This is a genomic window from Blautia sp. MSK17_66 (assembly GCF_020538025.1).
In the GTDB taxonomy this organism is placed as follows: domain Bacteria; phylum Bacillota; class Clostridia; order Lachnospirales; family Lachnospiraceae; genus Blautia_A.
In genome coordinates this window covers 17,910-35,796 of record NZ_JAJBNQ010000019.1, presented here as the reverse complement: position 1 = coordinate 35,796, position 17,887 = coordinate 17,910, and the positions used below count along the sequence as shown (strand labels likewise).

Genomic DNA, 17,887 nt, shown 5'->3' with positions numbered 1-17,887 from the left:
ATTATATCTTTTTCTCCTGGATCGCCTGATAGGCGGCTGCCTGTTCAGCGGCCTTTTTGGTGTGACCGGTACCACATCCAAACACTTCTCCATTTACTCTTACCTCTACGGTAAACTGTTTGTCATGATCCGGACCCTTCTCCTCTGTGAGAACATATTCAACAGGCTGAAGTCCCTTTTCCTGAACAATCTCCTGAAAAATGGTCTTGCTGTCATAAAAGAGCTGTTTGCGTTCAATATCATTCAGGATGAAACGCAGGACAAAAGCTCTCGCAGGCTCAAATCCTCCATCCAGATAGATGGCACCAAGCAGTGCTTCCGTCGCATCCGATATGATCGAATCTCTGTTTCTTCCTCCTGTCATATTCTCTCCGCGTCCAAGAAGAAGAAATTTCGGAAGTCCGAACTGTCTTGCACAGTAGGCAAGGCTTGGTTCGCAGACAAGACTGGCTCTCTTTTTGGTCAGTTCTCCCTCCGGTATCTGTGGAAAGCGTGCATACAGAAAATCACTGCTGACAAGCTCCAGTACCGCATCTCCCAGAAATTCCAGGCGCTCATTGCAGCCCAGCTTTCCAAGTTTCTTCTCATTTGCATAGGAACTGTGGGTCAGTGCCTGTTTCAAAAGTTTCCTGTTCTGAAAAGTATATCCTATGATCTGTTCTAATTCTTCCATCATTAGTTCTGTCCTTCTTTTTGTACTGCCGGTGTTTCTGGTGCTTCATAGTGAGGCGGAAGAATACGCTCGGCAATTTTTTCATTTATTTTCTGCTGTTTAAACTGTACACACTGGAAGATCGCATTGCGGATCTCAACAGCCTTCGCACTTCCGTGTGTCTTGACAACAAGTCCTTTGAGTCCCAGAAGAGGGGCACCGCCATACTCTGTTGCATCAAAACTCTTGAGTGTCTGCTTCAGTGCCGGCTTCACAAGAAGAGCTCCGATCTTGCTCTTTAAGGTACTCATCATGCCTTCCTTGATCTTACCTATCAGCTCAGAGCTGACCCCCTCATAGAGCTTGAGGATGACATTTCCTACAAAAGCCTCACAGACAATGACGTCTGCATAGCCTGCCGGGATGTCTCTCGCCTCGATGCTTCCGATAAAATTGATTCCTTCCACTTCTTTGAGAAGCGGGAAAGTCTCTTTGACCAGGGCATTTCCCTTCTCTTCCTCTGCTCCGTTATTTACGATCGCTACACGCGGGTTTTTGACTCCGACTACATTTTCCATATAAATGGATCCCATTTTGGCAAACTGTACCAGATGGGATGGTCTCGCATCTACATTGGCTCCACAGTCAATCAGAAGAGAAACTCCCTTCGCCGTCGGGATCAACGGTGCAAGCGGCGGACGCTCTACACCTTTGCTTCTTCCTACCAGTACCTGACCGCCGACAAGGACAGCTCCTGTACTTCCTGAGGAAACAAATGCATCTGCTTTCTTTTCTTTCACCATCTTAAGACCTACTACTATGGAAGAGTCTTTTTTCTTTCGGATGGAAAGTACAGGAGGCTCCGCCGTCTCGATCACCTCTGTGGCATTTACCACCTGAATCCTGTCCTTCGGATAATCCTGATATTTATCAAGCTCCCTGCGGACCACATCTTCTATACCCGTTAGGATCACCTGAATATCATCTCTTTCTTTTACTGCTTCCACAGCTGCTTTTACAGGTTCCACCGGTGCATAATCGCCGCCCATGGCATCTACAACAACTTTTACTAATTCTGCCATTATTTTTCCTCCTGCTTTTTATATCAAATTATAACCATTCCTTATATCTGTAACTCTGTCTGCGAAACGGCTATCATCTCTCTGTTCTGAATATGATAAAACAATCACACTTTATCTTACTAAAGAATTCACCTAAAATCAATAAAAACCGGATAAATCACGGATTCTTTTCTGTACCGCATATAGAAAGAAACATCCTGTATCAGTTATTATTCTGAGCTTCGATCTGTTCTGCGAGATCGTTCAGATACATCCAGCGATCCATTTTTTCCTCCAGCTGTGCCTCTGCCTCTGTTTTTTGCTGTGTAAGCTCATTCAGCTTGCCGGAATTTGTCGCATTCGCCATGATCTCTGCATCCAGCTTCTCGATGCGTGCCTCCAGTGCCGCAATATCATCGTCGATCGTCTCAAATTCTCTCTGCTCTTTGTAACTGAATTTGAGTTTTGTCGGACGGTTCTGCTTCCATGTTTTTACGGAATCCTTTTCTGTCTTCGGTGTTTCCTCATCTTTTCCGTCTGCTTTAAAGGACACAGCGTCACCTGTCTCAATTCCCTCTCTGCGTTTCTTTGCCTCAAGGTAATCAGTGTAGCCGCCTTCGTACTGCGTAAGATTGCCTTCACGGTCAAATTCAAAGATACGGTCCACCAGATTATCAAGGAAATAACGGTCATGAGATACTGCGATCACGATTCCTGCAAAGGAAGCCAGATAATCTTCCAGGATCGTGAGGGTCGGAATATCAATGTCGTTTGTGATCTCATCCAGGAGAAGAACGTTCGGCGCTGCTGCCAGTACTTTGAGAAGGTACAGTCTCTTCTTCTCTCCACCGGAGAGTTTCTCGATCGGTGCATACTGCATGGCCGGATCAAAAAGGAACTGCTCCAGAAGCTTGGATGCACTGATGAGCCCGTCCCTGGTCGGAATAAACTCAGCCACATCCTTGATATAATCGATCACTCTCTGACTGCTATTCATATCTTCGATCTCCTGAGAAAAATATCCCAGTTTGATGGTATCTCCGATTTCCACTTCTCCGCTGTCCGGCTCGATCACGCCGGCTATGATCTTGAGAAGCGTAGACTTTCCGCAGCCATTTGGCCCGATGATTCCAAGGCGCTGGTTTTTCAGTACAATATAGTCAAAATCCCGGATGCAGACTCTGTCACCAAAGCTCTTGGAAATATGATGGAGTTCAATCGTCTTTTTGCCCATTCGTGTTTCTACGGAATCAATCTCCACACTCTTGTCACGCACCGGAGCGGTAGAATTTTTCATTTCCTCCAGACGTTCAAGACGGGCTCTCTGTTTCGTACTTCTTGCACGGCAGCCACGTTTTGCCCACTCAATCTCCATGCGGAGAATGCTCTGCTTCTTTCGTTCAGAAGCCATCTCCATCTCTTCTCTCTGGGCTTTCATTTCCAGAAAGTCGGAATATTTTGCCTCATAGCTGTAAAGCTTTCCATGGCTGATCTCCAGGATCTTGTTTGTCACACGGTCAAGGAAATATCTGTCATGTGTTACCATGATCACAACCCCCTTAAAACGGTTGAGATAATCCTCCAGCCATGCAGCCATCTCATTATCCAGATGGTTCGTCGGCTCATCCAGAATCAGAACATCTGTCGGGTTTGCCAGGACTGCTGCCAGTGCCACACGTTTTTTCTGTCCGCCGGAAAGATGTTCAATCTCTTCTTCATGATCCTCGATCCCCAGTCTGTTGAGGATCATATGCGCCTCTGTCTCCGGATTCCAGTTCTGATCCTTCTGTCCCTGTGTCACATAGGAAAGAATCGTTGCGTCTTTGGGAAATTCCGGATGCTGCGGAAGATAAGTAATGCGAAGCCCGTTCTGTGTGATCACCTGACCTTCATCCGCTTCCTCCAGTCCCGCAAGGATTTTAAGAAAGGTTGTTTTGCCTGTTCCATTGATACCGATAATTCCTATTTTGTCTCCCTGATGTATCCCGCAGGAAATATCATCAAAGATCACCTTATCTCCATAAACTTTACTGATATGCTCCAGATTTAAAACATTCATCCCTGTCCATCACTCCTGTATTCTTTTTACTTTTGGAAATCTTCTGATATAATAAATAATAAACAATACTGCTGTGATTCCCCATGATACCGGATAACTCAGCATAATTGTATTAATTCCCGGATATCCCGGAAATACACCAAACATCCACACAATACGGAAAAAGCAAACTCCGCCGCAGGTAAGCAGCATCGGGACCAGGACTCTTCCCGCCCCTCTGAGTGCACCGGAAAGAATTCCGATCGCCACGTACAAAAAGTACGACGGCAGAAGGAAATGCATCATGTCAACACCGATCTGCACGACCTTTGCATCTGTCGTAAACAGTCTGTAAAGCGGAGCAGCCAGTGCATACAGGACTCCGCTTACAAGGAAAGCGCCCGCATAGGCCATTCCAAGGCAGATCCCCACGCTTTTTCGCATTCTCTTCACCTTTCCTGCCCCATAGTTCTGACCGACAAAGGTTGTTATAGAAATTGCAAAGGCATTCACGACCATCCAGTAGACCGCATCAATCTTTGCAAAGGTTCCCCATGCCGCAACCGTATCCGTTCCCAGTTCATTTACAAATACCTGGATGATCAGGTTTGCAATGGTATACATAGTAGCCTCCAGTGCCGCCGGAATGCCGATCCGAAGAACAGATTTAAGCGAAACTCCATAAAAGCGGATTTCCCGAAGCTTAAGCTGAAACAGCGGGTTTTCTTTCATAAGAAGAACCGTTACCAGCGCTGAACTGATTCCCTGACAGCTCACAGTCGCGAGTGCAACGCCCATAACTCCCAGGCGACAGACAACTACAAGTACAATATCAAGGACTATATTCAGCCCACAGGTGACCATCAGAACATACAATGGTCTTTTAGAATCGCCCACTGCACGTAAGATGGATGCTCCCATATTGTAAATGATGTTAAAGACCATTCCACAGAAATAAATATGAAGATATATCCTGGAATCCGCCATCAGTTCCTGCGGGGTCTTCATAAGCGTAAGAACCGTATCCGTGAGAAAAAAGCCGAGAACTCCCACAATGCATCCGGTCGTAATACCAAACGCATAGGAAGTATGCAGCGTCTTATTAAGATTTTTCCTGTCTTTCGCACCATAAAACTGTGCTGCGATCACAGACGCACCGGAAGTCAGTCCGACAAAGACCTCCACTACCAAATTGACGATCTGATTGACCGAACCTCCGACAGCTGCTAAAGCCTCCTTACCTACAAAACGACCGACAACAATGCTGTCGGCCGTGTTATATATCTGCTGAAAAAATGTTCCGATCATGATCGGAAAAAAGAAGATCAGAAGCTGTTTCCAGATCACACCCTCTGTAATCTGATTCCTCTCATCCATTATCTGTTTCCCCCGTTTCTCCCTCTTTTAAGATAATCTCATCCTCATCGTTTCAGTATAGCAGAGAGAAATAGGAAAAGCAACGTATTTTTATGGGGTTTCCTACCACTGAGAAGGATCATAAAGGACGATCTGCGGATCGGCAGAATCTGTAGAAGCATACATCGAGAGAACATTTCTGGACGGGTCGATCCACTCACCGGAACCACCCTCCTGCATACCTGGATACATGTTATCCCAACTGTCACCCGGCTGATATCCGTACAGACAGCAGTTGTTGCCGATTCCTTTTATTACGATTTTGGATACATTCAGACTTCCAAGATCATCTGCCTGCCCTCTGGCATAGAACATAACCTGTCCATCCTCCACAACCGTATCCTCTCCCTCTGTTCTCGCTCCCACGTCAAATCCCTCATAGAAGAGCTGGCGCAGATTCTCTCCCATATACTGAGATACCTCTGTTTTATCCGTGTGGGAACCAAGTGTTATATGGGACATTGTAACTGTCAGATCGTTATCTTCTCCGCTTAATGCCACATAGTTTCCGTTTCTGTCATAATAAACCGGTCTTGACGGCATACAATAGAATCCTTTGCCGGCCAGTTCATTTCCTGCCTCACTGTATGTCATTCCGGTATCTACTCCCATCAGCCAGTACGGGTTTCCGCTTCCGGTCAGCTGGATCTGTGTAATACCATCCTGGGCATCACTGGAATCCGCACTGAACAGGGTTACCTGACCGTTGGAAGAGCTTGTCATTCCCATATTCCAGTAAGGCTCGGACATCCCGTCAAATTTTTCTATCATTTCTTTCAGACTTCTTCCAAACATGGAATCCAGTTCCGGATCTTCCACTGCAGAGTTGCTGTTCCCTCCGATAAATGGAAGTGTAAATCCCGCATAACACGGAACTGCTGTCATTCCTGTAAGTGTCACTGCCGCAATCATCGCTGCACCTGTGGCTTTAAAGCTTATTTTTCGCATAAATCCAATCTCCTTTTAGTTGTAATTCTGTCGTCTGTGATCCCAAAGAGCTATCTTCCAGCCTCTTTCCTTCAGTCTCTGTATCTTTTCTTTGAATCTTTCTCTCTCTTCCTCAGAGCTTACATTATCCAGCCCGTCTGTGATCAGGTACAGACTGACATCCTGCCGGGATTTCTCCTCTTGCGGCATGAGCTTTGACAGCAGATCCAAAACTTCTTCTGCACTGTCCAGATAGGCACTGTAGCCTTTTGTATAGTAAGCAAAGGTATCCAGTGGCTTCACATATTTCAGCGGCATCCTGCAATAAAGCAGTTCACATTCTTCATTGCACAGAGCCAGTGTCACCAATGCCTCTTTTTTCATTTGTTTCTGCTGTGCAAGCCATCTGTTAAAGCTTTCTGTGATTTCTTTTTCCTTTCCATACATAGATCTGCTGCGGTCAATGATATAGATCACTTCTGATATCTTTTTATATTCTTCTTTTTCCATCTGCTCTCCCTCTCTGTTATACACAAAATCCCTTCCCTGTCTAATCCGGCCAGTATGCTTTTTCCTGCGACATTTCCAGCAGCTTTCGTGGAATGATCCGAACAGTCAGGCTGTCTTTCTGGCTTTCTTTAAAGATCAGCATCCCCTCTTCCCACTGATACATATAGATCATGCCGTCGTCTTTTCCCTGTTGCATGATCTCTTTGTCATCTGCTATAAGGTCTCTGGCTGTTTTTTTCTCCGGATCCTCTGCGTCTGTAAGAAAAAGCAGAAATTCCGCTGCCATCTCTCCTGGCTCAGTCCCCTGATCTCTCTGACATTTCATATAGAAATCCAGGATATCTCCATTATTCAGATCTTCTTCCACCATAAGGGTACAGGTATCTGCCACCTGGTATTTTGTTATTTTGTGAAAATCCGTTTCTATCAGATCATATTCGCCAACCGTTACCGTACAGTCCGTTTCCGTTTCCTGTTTTGTGTACGAAAGCTTCTGCTGCGTCAGATAAGCATCCAGTTCCTCTCCTGTTCTGAAAAAACGAAAGCGGTTACAGGGAAGTCCGTATGCTCTGACCGTTTCTTCTGACAGATGAAAAATACTGTCTGTTCCATCCTCTGATGTTTCAGAAGAGACTGCCTTTGTCCTGGCCAGCGTAAGAAGTTCCTGTGCTTCCCTGGATCCTCTGTAAAAATTTCCAGCATACTGCACTTTCGGTTCCGTTCTTCCTGCCCACAGAATTCCCGTTCCAGCAACTCCCACAATTACTGTGCCCAACAGCAGTGGTACAAATTTTCTGAAGGCCTGTCCCTTCTTTTTTTCTGCTTCTGGAGATTCCTGTTCATCTTTTCCAAGAAAAGCCTCTCTTAATTCTCTGACAGATGAATAGCGTTCGCGGTAATCCAGTGCCATTCCTTTAAGCAGTACTTTTTCCTGCTCCAGCGTAATCTCCGCGCCATACATGGAGGGTGGATACAGGGTATCCTTCTCTTTTCTTGACAGAGAGCTTTCCGGAATTGCACCTGTGATCATCTCATAACACACTGCACAGAGACTGTAGACATCTGTCCATGCCTTCTGCTTTCCATGTTTTTCATATTGTTCCGGCGGTGCATATCCCTCTTTAAAAAGAACTGTCTTTGTGTGGTCATCCTCTGTAATTTCTCGTGCGGAACCGAAATCTATAATGCAGAGACTCCCATCCTCTCTGAGCATCAGGTTGTCCGGTGTCAGATCTCTGTGCAGGATGTGTTTTCCGTGCATCCTTTCCAGCCCCTCCATAACCGGAAGGAGCATATCTCTCGCTTTCTCAAAAGAAAGAGGTTCTTCCTGGCATTCCAGATAATGCCTCAGGCTGGTTACCCGCAGGTATTCCATGACAATATAGGCATTCCCCTGTTCTTCAAAGTAATTCAGAACCTTTACAATTTCTTTCACCGCGTGCAGAGAGGCCATCACTCTTGCCTCCCGCAGGAAGTTTCGGATTTCTTTTTCTCTTTTTTCGCCCTGTGGAGGACATAGCTCTTTTACTACGACCTTTTGCTGGTTTTCCTGGTCAGCCGCCAGCCAGGTAGTTCCAAAGCCGCCCTGCCCCAGACGTTTTTCCAGATGATAACGCCCGTTTCCAATCACTCTTGTCTGCAACTTTTTATATTCCTTCCTGTCAGTAAAGAATCCCATCATGGGATGCAGCGATCGCCGCACTGTATTCTACGTTTTCCTGACTTTCATTGACCGACCCCATAACGCTGAGCCAGCTGTGGAGATTTACCTGAATGTATCTGCCTTCTTTCGATTCTTCCATCTGTTTCTGTAAACCCTCAATCTCTTCCGAGGTCAGATATGCTTCCGGACAGCAGACCGGGAACAGCGTTTCCACAAAGGTCCGGAAACGCTGTGGATCTGTTGTACTACCTCTCAGGCAGATCACTCTCTGGTCTACCGGATCATAGAATATCTCATAATTTTCCCTATCTCCGGACAGAGTCGTAACCTGATAAGCTTCCTCTGAATAAGACAGGTTGCTGAGCAGTTCATAGGAATCATCCACCCTGCGGTAAACCGACGGATGACTGTTCTTCTCGGTTTTTATCTGATTTTTGATCCTGTCCAGTCCCATCTGGGAAAACAGCACTTTCTGAATCGAAGCCTTATCCAGATACATTTTGCGTCTCGTGTTTCCCGGTATGTTCCACTCAAGCAGTTCCTCCTCCGTAAGTTCGCAGGAAATCATTCCCTCTGTAAGATCCTCTCCAATCTTTGGATCATACTTTTCAAGTCTTTTTAAGATGGTTTCATAGTCTTCATCCAGGCTGGAGATCAGCCTCTCATCATTTTTGGCAATCCCCTGCTCTTTTGCTTTCCTGGCTTTCCTCTCGAAATACTGCACGGGATAATGTTTCTGCAGCCACTGATCTCCTGCCCAAAAGCCTCCTGCTGCCAGAACGGTACACAAAGCTCCCAGTCCTATCCGTCTTAAGATACGGCGGTTCTGCTTTCGGCCTTCTACATGATAGCCAACTCCAAGTCCACTGATCTGGATCCATTTCTGTCCCCAGAAATACCGCGTACTTCCTGACAGCATTCTTATACTGTCGGTATCATAACCCAGAGCATGAAGCAGAAGTTCCATACTGAAATATCTCTGCTGGATATCCAGATTCAGTCCCTGAAAGATTGCCTGATCTATATGCCGGTCTGTTTTTGTATAGAAAGAAACCGGTCTAAATTCCTCTTTTTGAATACGCCGTACGGACGATATTGGTTTCTCTCCCGTCAATGTCTCAAAAAGAACTGCACAGATTCCATAAACGTCTGTCCACGGTCCAATCCTGTCCGGGGCCGTATACTGTTCCGGGGCACTGTACGCTTCCTTCATAAATTTCTTATCGCAGATGATCTCTTTGCCCCGACAGGCACCCAGATCGATCAGCTTCAGGTTTCCTGCTTCGTCAAACATCAGATTATCCGGACTCAGATCACAGTGAACCAGACCTTCGCTGTGCAGAAAAGCCAGACCTTCCAGCACGGGGCGAAACAGCTCCAGAAGCTACCTTTGAGAACTTTGTTTTCGGAGCATTTCCAGCTTCTGCTTCAGTGTTCCTCCTGGCAGATATTCCATGACCAGAAAGTTCATTCCGGCTTTTTCGAAATAATCATAAATCTTTACTACTCCGGAGATCCTCTCTTCTCTCAGAAAAGGGCTGTTGTCGTGGGAAAAAATTTCCGTCTCACTTCCGGCCTTCCAGACTTTTATCGCAATCTCCCGATGATTTTTCTCATCCAGTGCATGATAGATCACTCCAAAAGCTCCCTGCCCGATCTGCTCCCGGATCAGATAACGACTTTCTAATTTTTGTTCCATATATCAGTTTTCTCCATTTTGCGACCGGCAGGTTTCTGACAACATATAATTTCTGCTCACCCAGAAAGTGCCTCTTAAAATCACAAACTGTGCTGCATTGTCCTCATCCGTCAGGATCAATCCGTCAAGATCTGTAAAGCTATACCCCTGTATGGATAAGCCCTGAAGACCTGACAGTTTTTTGGAGATATCTTCTGCAATCATCTGTGCCGACACATTGCAGTCTTCTGAAAAAGCTGTCGTAAGCTCTGCGGCCAGATTGCAGTCCCAGTTATTTTTATTTCCTTCCGAAAATAGAATGATCTTATAGATTCGTTCTGAAAGAATATCATACTGTATTCTGATTTTTTCGCCTTTCGGACCCTCAAAGAGCTGTTCTCGCAAAAACTGTGTTTTCACGGCACCCATTCCGGAATCTGTCACCTTAAACACCTCTGATTCTGAGGTAAGTTCAAAAGTGCTGTCCTGACTTTCCAGGATCTTCATAACATCTTTTCTCGTTTTTTTCAGAAGCAATATGTTTGACGGCTGATTCCACTCTCGGACATCCTCTTCTTCAAGCCAGTAGACCGTCTGAAGTCCATCCTTCTCACTTTTCACCGCATTCTGCTCTACAAAATCCATAAAATCCTGATATTGTGCCGAGGTTCTGGCATAACTTCCTGCCGCCTGCTCTTCATCCTCTGCTTCTGAGGCATAGCTTGAAAGTTCCAGACTCCAACACTTTTGTTCTTCTTCCGTATAGCTGTAATCTTTCTGCAGACTCATATAAAAACTTCCATATCTGACTGAATCATACATACTCTCTTCTGCCAGTGCAAAGACTGTCTCTATTTCCTGTTCTGTAAAATACGTTTCAGGAACAATCTGCGGTAAAATTTCTTTCAGAAATGTTTTCATCTCATCCTCTGAGAGTGTAGCCTTACAGGAATTTACTCTTCCACTCTGCCCGTCGCTTACAATCTCAAACCTTTTTTCTTCCTCCGCACAGGCATAAGTCACGTTCTTCTGGTTGTGGATCTCCAGATACGTCAGCAGCTCTCCATACCTTGTAACACTGCTTTCTCTGCTGCTGCTTTTTTCCTTCAGGGAAATTCCCAGAACTTCTTCTGTAAGCTTTTTGAGATGGATATCCTGGATAAAAAAGCCCTGTGCCTCATTTCCAGCCAGTTTTCGGACTTCCAGAAATTTGGGATCCACATGATAGATCATCTCCGATGCAATGGAACCCTCATCCAGAGTTCCTTCTTTTTGAGCTGCCTTCAGGATTTCCTCCGCCTCTTTTGTCTCTGCCGCCATAAGAAATACAGGTTCTTTCTGATATTTTATATGATCTCTATCAATCTGGTACTCCAGGATCTGCCGTTCATGCGTATGAACATAGCCAAATACAATGCCTCCGGCAAGAAGCATGAGTCCACACAAAATTCCTGTCACTTTCCTCTGCTTTCTTGTCATAAATGCATTCATTCCTCTTCTTTTTTCCGGTTCTCTCTGTTTTTTTTCTGTCAGATCCAGCCATTTCTCGCCCCAGACGGACCGTGCTGCTCCGAGGCAGACGGCCAGTGGTTCACTTTCCATACCAAGCTGTTCTGCCAGTGCATAAAGTCCGAAGCTGCCTTCGCCGGCATCTGCCTCGATTTCATGCCGGAGTGTATGATCTACCCGGGTGCTGACCGTGGCCCAGCGGCTGATCGGGCTTACCCTGCCCTTCCTCCAGAAATGTTCTGCCAGCCTCGGATATTTCCCTGTCAGACATTCATAGAGAACCTCTGACACCGAGTGCACATCACTCCAGGGGCCTGCCTCTTCCAGCTTCCGGCTTCTTAAGAAACAGTCTCCGATCCCTGTCAGACAAAGAGTTCCGTTTTCGTCAAAGAGCAGTCTCTCCATGGTAATTCCGCCATGAACGATCCCAATGCTGTGCATCCAGGAGAGAAGCTCCAGAACAGGGAAAAGCAGTTCCCATGCCTCCTCTATGGTAAACTGTCCTTTTTTCCGGGAATGCAGATATTGTCTGAGATTCTGCCCTGGCAGATGTTCCATTGCTATATATGCATGCTCTCCACCGCAGAAGACATCTGTCACCTCCGCAGTTCCCCGATATTCATATTTTCCAAAAAAATTTCCGGCTTCCTCAATAAATCTCTCTGTATCCGCACATTCGGTATCTGAATCTGCCCCTGTAAATTCTTTAAGTATAACCTCCTGATCCAGTGCCGTATCATAAGCCCGGTAAATTCTGCTGTGCTCACCTTCACAAAGAAGGTCTCCTGTCAGATAACGATTCTTCAGAAGGTGACACGGTCTTAGTTTCTGATCTTTGTTTTTTTCCTTCATTTTCACGGTCCCCAGGAATATGCTGCCTGATAACGATAGTATGCCTTGTAGTAGCTCTGATATCTTTTCTTTGACACAGATCTTCCATCAATCCAGTAATTTACCTTAATTTTGCCGTTTGACTGACGTTGTCCGACATAATCAGACATGGTAAGATTGATATAAAGCTTGTATCCTCTGATCTTAAAGATATTTCTGGATACACTCCTTCCGTTAATAACTGTCTTTACAATAAAGGTTTTCTCTTTTTTGTTATAGAGAAGCTTCTGTGGTCCAAAGTAAGAAGTCCGCATAACAGCAACCGGCTGTACCCGTCCTTTGTAAATAGTCAGTACCACCATGACATTTGCCCGTTCACTGTAAAAAAATGCTTCCGGGATCTTGTCACCTGTCACATCTCTGAAAATATAACGAAGGTTATCATCATAATAGACATTTCTCATGGAAACCTTCTTTCCGCAGTCATTATATTTCCATCCAGAACGGCTTCTCAGATCATAGTTGATATTGAAACGGGTTCCGCTTTTTCCCCAGCTGCGCAGTTTGCTGTTGTACATTTTAACAGCTTTCTGATGGCTGATCCCAGCTGCCCGTACCAAAGTGGCTGTTCCTCCCGTGCTCAAAAGTAATCCTGCGATAATTCCTAAGACTGTTCTTACAAAAAATCTTCTGAAATTTTTCATTGTCTTTCCTCCCTCTCCTGATACTGTTGAATAGTTACCGGTTTTGTTTGTTAATTACAGTATATAAGATCATCCGGCAAATTTGTTTTTTATACCAGATAATCCAGGAGTTCTTTCTGGTGACAGTAGGAATCGCGATATACTTTGTAAAGATAGAAATTCTTTCCCTGGACCACCTGCTTCTCCACCTCTTCCTCCAGAACATCCAAGGGCTCTGTTGAACGAAGAAATCGAATCACAAAACGGTCAAATTCCTGATCCGGCTTCAGTCCGGCAAAACCACAGTTCATCAGAACACGGTTCAGACGGTTCATTGTGATCTTGTTCTCATCATCCAGTGGCACTCTCATCCTGACAAACAGAAGAAAGCTTATCAGTGTCGCCCGGTTGATATCCCTGCCTCCTGTAATAAATTCACGGAAAAAATCTTCTCCGGAGCGTCCTCTCTGATAGGCTTTTTTACGGTCTCCCTCTTCTCTGCCTCCACAGGTATCCTTCTCCTCCTCTTTTTTTCTCTGCTCTTCTTCCATCAATAAAAGCTTTGCAGCAGCAGTTTTCCATTCCTCCGAAGATGGATTCTGACTGCACAGTCCCAGCGAATGTGCCACACGGATCTTCATATTCTGCGGCCACTGGTCAAAATTTCCATACAGTTCAAAGAGGATCTCCATCCAGTCCACAGAGACATAGCCAAAATAAAAATAATTAAACTCATCAAAGATACCGCCCGGTGTCAGTGCTGTATTCTCCAGATATTCCTTTTTTTCCTCCAGCGACATATTGTTTCTCTGTTTGTCGGCATCTCTTTTTAACTTTGTCAGAGGCTTCAGAAAGGCAAGTTCCTCCAGTGCAAATTTCTCTTCCCTTCCCCGCTCTTCTTTGTCACGCACATTCCCATACTGATTGCGCAGTTTTTCTTCTTTTATGCAGCTTTCATAGTAGCGGTCACAGCGATCCTGAATATAAAAGTAAAGATATTTGCAGAAGTAATATCTCGCACGCTCTCTGACAGAAGAAAATTTCTCGATATTTTCCTGCACAAAAGACAAGAATTCTTCTTCCGAATCACTTTTTATAATTTTCTCCTCCAGGGATCTGGTCAGAAACATCGTCTCCAGTTCCTCGGAGACAGATTCTGCCTCCATATATTCTTTGAGTTCCTTCAACGTGATCTTTCCGCCCCTGAAAAAACTCTTCTCGTCTCTTTTGGATTTCTCGAACAGTTTTCTTCCTTCTGCAAAAAGCTCCTTCCATTCCTCGTAGTCCATCCGATGCTCAAACGCATAAATCAGGCATGCTTCATAAAAGCTTCTTGCATAAAGCTTCTCGCACTCATTCTCCTCCAGCTTCTGATTGATCTGTTCAAGACTCCATCTTGCAGCAAGACCCTCTGCCAGAATCTCCAGCCTGGCCGGGACTGCTTTCCGTTTCTTTTCATCTGCCTTCGATAATTCCTCCGTATCTATAGAAAAATTCATCACAAGATTTTCAAAAATGTCACTCTTTTTCATCTCTGCCCTCCATTTCTCCTTGCTTTTTAATACAAAAAAAGCAGAACCCCTGTGGATCCTGCTTCTTATTGTTGTGATTAGTCTTCTACTTTCACGATTTCTTTCTTGTTGTAGCTTCCGCACTCTTTGCAAACTCTGTGAGGCATCATCAGGGCGCCGCATTTGCTGCATTTTACCAGGTTCGGAGCACTCATTTTCCAGTTAGCACGTCTTTTATCACGTCTAGCTTTGGATGATTTGTTCTTTGGACATATGGACATAGGTTACACCTCCTTAAATTTACTAAATATATCACTGATGGTCGCCATACGTGGATCCTTCGGCTCCTCTGCACATCCGCAGGGTCCGTTATTCAGATTCTTACCGCACTGGCTGCAAATACCCTTACAGTCCTCTCTGCAGAGAACCTTCAAAGGCCAGTTCATCAGTACCTCAAGATAGACCAACCGGTCCACATCCAGGTCTGTTCCCGTGAGATAGTCATTCTCATCCAGATCTTCTACTCTGTCTTCATCAGACTGCTTCATATCCAGCTTACGCTCAATACTGTATGGAATCTCAACTAACACCTGTTCCAGACAGCGGTCACAGGGAATACCCACGGTAACACTTCCGTTTCCTGTAAGTTCCAGAACCTTATTGCCTGTATTGGCAATGGTAAGACTTACCGGAGTCTTGTCTATAAGCTGATATTCTCCCAGCTGAAATGAAATTTTATCCAATTCAAGTTCCGGAGTGATCTGAACGACCTTTCCTTCACTCTCTATAATATCTGATAAATGAATCTGCATAATTATCTCCTACTCACACCTTATCAATTATACATAGATGACTATAGTTTGTCAATCTGATTTTTCATTAAATTGTATTTTCGAAAAAAAATATTCTTTATTAAGATAAAGGTAACTGTTCAGCACCTTCACAGTTACAGATAAAGAGAAGGAATCTGCCTTCAGCGGTAAATTCCCTCTCTTTAACACGGATTGTTCCGCAGTAAACTGCTCGCACAATCCTTCAAACGCCTTATCGTACAGGCACAAACAGCTTTTGAGCTTGGAACCCTGGTATTATCATATTATTTTACCAGTGCTACTGTATCTCTGCAGATTGCAAGTTCTTCATTTGTAGGAATAACTGCAACCTTAACCTTGGAGTCTTCTGTAGAAATAACGATTTCTTCACCAAATGTATTGTTTGCTGTGTCATCGATCTCAACTCCGAGGTATCCGAAGTAGTTACATACATCTTTACGAAGCGCTCCTACATTCTCACCGATACCAGCTGTAAATACAATTGCATCTACACCGTTCATAGCTGCTACATATCCGCCGACAAATTTAGCAATACCATAGCAGAGTACATCATATGCATTCTTGGCATCTTCGTTTCCAGCTTCGATTGCTGCTCGGATGTCACGCATGTCGCTGCCGACTCCGGACATACCCTGAAGACCGGATTTCTTGTTCAGCACATTCATAACACCTGCAAGATCAAGGTTTTCTTTCTTTGCGATGAACTCAACGATTGCCGGGTCGATGTTACCGGAACGTGTTCCCATAACAACACCTTCAAGTGGTGTAAGTCCCATGGTAGTGTCTACGCATTTGCCATTCTCAACAGCACTGATGGAAGATCCGTTTCCAAGATGGCAGACAATCACTTTGGAGTTGTCTTTGTCAAGGCCAAGGAATTCAACAGCACGTTTGGATACGAAGCTGTGAGAGGTTCCGTGGAAACCATATCTTCTTACTTTGTAGTTTTTGTAGTATTCGATCGGAAGTCCGTACAGATATGCTTTTGCAGGCATTGTCTGATGGAAAGCTGTATCAAATACGCCAACCTGCGGTACGCCTGGCATAAGTTCAGAGCAGACACGGATACCGATCAGGTTTGCCGGGTTGTGAAGTGGTGCAAGGTCGTTGCACTCTTCTACTGTTGCGATCATCTCGTCTGTGATCACTGCTGAAGAAGCAAATTTCTCGCCGCCGTGTACGATACGATGTCCGATTGCATCTACTTCGTTGAGGCTCTTGATCGCACCTGTTTTGTCGTTGGTGAGAGCATCCAGTACGAACTGGATTGCTTCTTTGTGTGTAGGCATTGCACACTCTGTGATTTCTTTGTCGGATCCGGCTTTCTGATAAACCAGTCTTCCATCGATTCCGATTCTTTCGCAAAGACCCTTTGCCAGAACATCCTCTGTATCAGAGTTGATGAGCTGATATTTCAGAGAGGAACTTCCGCAGTTAATTACCAATACATTCATTTTAAATTCTCCTGTTCAATATGTTTCAATATGTAATATTTGTTGTAGAAAAATTATTTGTCTTCAGCCTGGCACTGTACAGCTGTGATAGCAACAACACCAACGATATCGTCTGCAGAGCATCCTCTGGACAGGTCGTTAACCGGTTTTGCGATACCCTGTGTAACAGGTCCGTATGCTTCTGCTTTGCCAAGACGCTGAGCAAGTTTGTATCCGATGTTTCCTGCATCAAGGTCAGGGAATACAAGAACGTTTGCCTTACCTGCAACTTCGCTTCCCGGAGCTTTGGATGCACCAACGCTTGGTACGATTGCAGCGTCAAGCTGGAATTCTCCGTCCAGTTTGAGTTCCGGATGCTCTTCTTTTGCGATTCTTGTAGCTTCTACCATCTTGTCTACGTCAGGATGTTTTGCACTTCCCTTTGTGGAATGTGAAAGCATTGCAACGATCGGCTCTTCTTCAACAAGAAGCTGGAAGGATTCTGCAGAAGAAGCTGCGATTGCAGAAAGCTCTTCCGGAGTCGGGTTCTGGTTCAGACCAGAGTCAGCAAATACAAATGCTCCGTTTGCACCGTATTCGCAGTCCGGAACTACGATCAGGAAGAATGCAGATACAAGCTTTGTTCCCGGTTTTGTCTTCAGGATCTGCAGACATGGACGAAGTGTGTCTGCTGTAGAGTGGCATGCACCGGATACCATACCGTCTGCATCACCCATTTTTACCATCATTACACCATAGTATGGGTACTGAGTATGGAGGATTTCTTTTGCTTTCTCAGGTGTCATACCCTTCTTAGCTCTCAGCTCTACAAATTTGTCAATGTATGCCTGAGTTCTGTCAGATGTCTCCGGGTCAACGATAGTTGCTCCTGAGATATCAAATCCGCCTTCAGCAGCTTTCTTATTGATTTCTTCTTCGTTTCCGATGAGAACGATCTTGGCAACTCCCTCTTTCAGAATCTTATCAGTTGCCTCCAGAGTTCTCATGTCCTCTGTCTCTGGCAGTACAATAGTTTTGATGCTTTTTTTGGCTCTTTCTTTGAGTAAATCAACAAATCCCATGATTAAATGGCTCCTTTCGTTATTTCGGTCTTATGACCATGTGAGAATCCTGAATATGAC

General features: G+C 45.0%; 14 protein-coding genes and 1 pseudogene. All 15 read right to left on the bottom strand.

The window, feature by feature from the left end:
* Window position 1 precedes the first annotated feature (1 nt).
* The 15 genes and pseudogenes from rnc to pta all read right to left on the bottom strand — a co-directional run bounded on the left by rnc (window position 2) and on the right by pta (window position 17,827).
* The gene (gene rnc / locus LIR34_RS11175) at window positions 2-673 is read right to left on the bottom strand and encodes a ribonuclease III (RefSeq protein ID WP_173902805.1); all 672 of its coding nucleotides are present in this window, start codon (window positions 671-673) and stop codon (window positions 2-4) included.
* A gap of 2 nt (window positions 674-675) precedes the next feature.
* A complete protein-coding gene (gene plsX, locus LIR34_RS11170; RefSeq protein WP_173902783.1) occupies window positions 676-1,734 on the bottom strand; it encodes a phosphate acyltransferase PlsX in 1,059 nt (352 codons plus the stop codon).
* Window positions 1,735-1,936: 202 nt separating this feature from the next.
* A complete protein-coding gene (locus LIR34_RS11165; RefSeq protein WP_161286058.1) occupies window positions 1,937-3,772 on the bottom strand; it encodes an ABC-F family ATP-binding cassette domain-containing protein in 1,836 nt (611 codons plus the stop codon).
* Window positions 3,773-3,781: 9 nt separating this feature from the next.
* Window positions 3,782-5,128, bottom strand: a complete 1,347-nt coding sequence (locus tag LIR34_RS11160; protein WP_173902784.1) for an MATE family efflux transporter — start codon at window positions 5,126-5,128, stop codon at window positions 3,782-3,784.
* Between the two features lie 102 nt (window positions 5,129-5,230).
* Window positions 5,231-6,115 (bottom strand): hypothetical protein, encoded by an 885-nt coding sequence (locus LIR34_RS11155; protein WP_173902785.1) that lies wholly within the window; start codon window positions 6,113-6,115, stop codon window positions 5,231-5,233.
* 15 nt (window positions 6,116-6,130) lie between these two features.
* Window positions 6,131-6,628 (bottom strand): VWA domain-containing protein, encoded by a 498-nt coding sequence (locus tag LIR34_RS11150; RefSeq protein ID WP_173902786.1) that lies wholly within the window; start codon window positions 6,626-6,628, stop codon window positions 6,131-6,133.
* Window positions 6,629-6,644: 16 nt separating this feature from the next.
* A complete protein-coding gene (locus tag LIR34_RS11145; protein ID WP_173902787.1) occupies window positions 6,645-8,234 on the bottom strand; it encodes a serine/threonine protein kinase in 1,590 nt (529 codons plus the stop codon).
* A gap of 31 nt (window positions 8,235-8,265) precedes the next feature.
* Window positions 8,266-9,966: pseudogene (locus LIR34_RS11140) on the bottom strand (serine/threonine protein kinase).
* 3 nt (window positions 9,967-9,969) lie between these two features.
* A complete protein-coding gene (locus LIR34_RS11135) occupies window positions 9,970-12,306 on the bottom strand; it encodes a serine/threonine protein kinase (protein WP_173902790.1) in 2,337 nt (778 codons plus the stop codon).
* A gap of 2 nt (window positions 12,307-12,308) precedes the next feature.
* Window positions 12,309-12,989 (bottom strand): hypothetical protein, encoded by a 681-nt coding sequence (locus tag LIR34_RS11130; protein WP_173902791.1) that lies wholly within the window; start codon window positions 12,987-12,989, stop codon window positions 12,309-12,311.
* 89 nt (window positions 12,990-13,078) lie between these two features.
* Entirely contained in the window at window positions 13,079-14,500 is a 1,422-nt protein-coding gene (locus LIR34_RS11125; protein WP_173902792.1) for a hypothetical protein, read from the bottom strand.
* A gap of 77 nt (window positions 14,501-14,577) precedes the next feature.
* Window positions 14,578-14,760 carry a 50S ribosomal protein L32 gene (gene rpmF / locus LIR34_RS11120; RefSeq protein WP_005425421.1) on the bottom strand — a complete coding sequence of 61 codons (183 nt, stop codon included), beginning with the start codon at window positions 14,758-14,760 and terminating at the stop codon, window positions 14,578-14,580.
* A gap of 3 nt (window positions 14,761-14,763) precedes the next feature.
* On the bottom strand, window positions 14,764-15,291 hold the full coding sequence (locus LIR34_RS11115; protein ID WP_173902793.1) for a YceD family protein: 528 nt from the start codon (window positions 15,289-15,291) through the stop codon (window positions 14,764-14,766).
* Window positions 15,292-15,575: 284 nt separating this feature from the next.
* Window positions 15,576-16,766, bottom strand: a complete 1,191-nt coding sequence (locus LIR34_RS11110) for an acetate kinase (RefSeq protein ID WP_173902794.1) — start codon at window positions 16,764-16,766, stop codon at window positions 15,576-15,578.
* A 53-nt stretch (window positions 16,767-16,819) separates the two neighbouring features.
* Window positions 16,820-17,827: a phosphate acetyltransferase gene (gene pta / locus LIR34_RS11105; protein WP_161286070.1), complete on the bottom strand. Its 1,008-nt coding sequence runs from the start codon at window positions 17,825-17,827 to the stop codon at window positions 16,820-16,822.
* Window positions 17,828-17,887 lie beyond the last annotated feature (60 nt).

Coding starts and splice junctions, on each gene's coding strand:
- rnc (WP_173902805.1), bottom strand. CDS start 673: ATGGAAGAATTAGAACAGATCATAGGATATACTTTTCAGAACAGGAAA.
- plsX (WP_173902783.1), bottom strand. CDS start 1,734: ATGGCAGAATTAGTAAAAGTTGTTGTAGATGCCATGGGCGGCGATTAT.
- LIR34_RS11165 (WP_161286058.1), bottom strand. CDS start 3,772: ATGAATGTTTTAAATCTGGAGCATATCAGTAAAGTTTATGGAGATAAG.
- LIR34_RS11160 (WP_173902784.1), bottom strand. CDS start 5,128: ATGGATGAGAGGAATCAGATTACAGAGGGTGTGATCTGGAAACAGCTT.
- LIR34_RS11155 (WP_173902785.1), bottom strand. CDS start 6,115: ATGCGAAAAATAAGCTTTAAAGCCACAGGTGCAGCGATGATTGCGGCA.
- LIR34_RS11135 (WP_173902790.1), bottom strand. CDS start 12,306: ATGAAGGAAAAAAACAAAGATCAGAAACTAAGACCGTGTCACCTTCTG.
- LIR34_RS11130 (WP_173902791.1), bottom strand. CDS start 12,989: ATGAAAAATTTCAGAAGATTTTTTGTAAGAACAGTCTTAGGAATTATC.
- LIR34_RS11125 (WP_173902792.1), bottom strand. CDS start 14,500: ATGAAAAAGAGTGACATTTTTGAAAATCTTGTGATGAATTTTTCTATA.
- rpmF (WP_005425421.1), bottom strand. CDS start 14,760: ATGTCCATATGTCCAAAGAACAAATCATCCAAAGCTAGACGTGATAAA.
- LIR34_RS11115 (WP_173902793.1), bottom strand. CDS start 15,291: ATGCAGATTCATTTATCAGATATTATAGAGAGTGAAGGAAAGGTCGTT.
- LIR34_RS11110 (WP_173902794.1), bottom strand. CDS start 16,766: ATGAATGTATTGGTAATTAACTGCGGAAGTTCCTCTCTGAAATATCAG.
- pta (WP_161286070.1), bottom strand. CDS start 17,827: ATGGGATTTGTTGATTTACTCAAAGAAAGAGCCAAAAAAAGCATCAAA.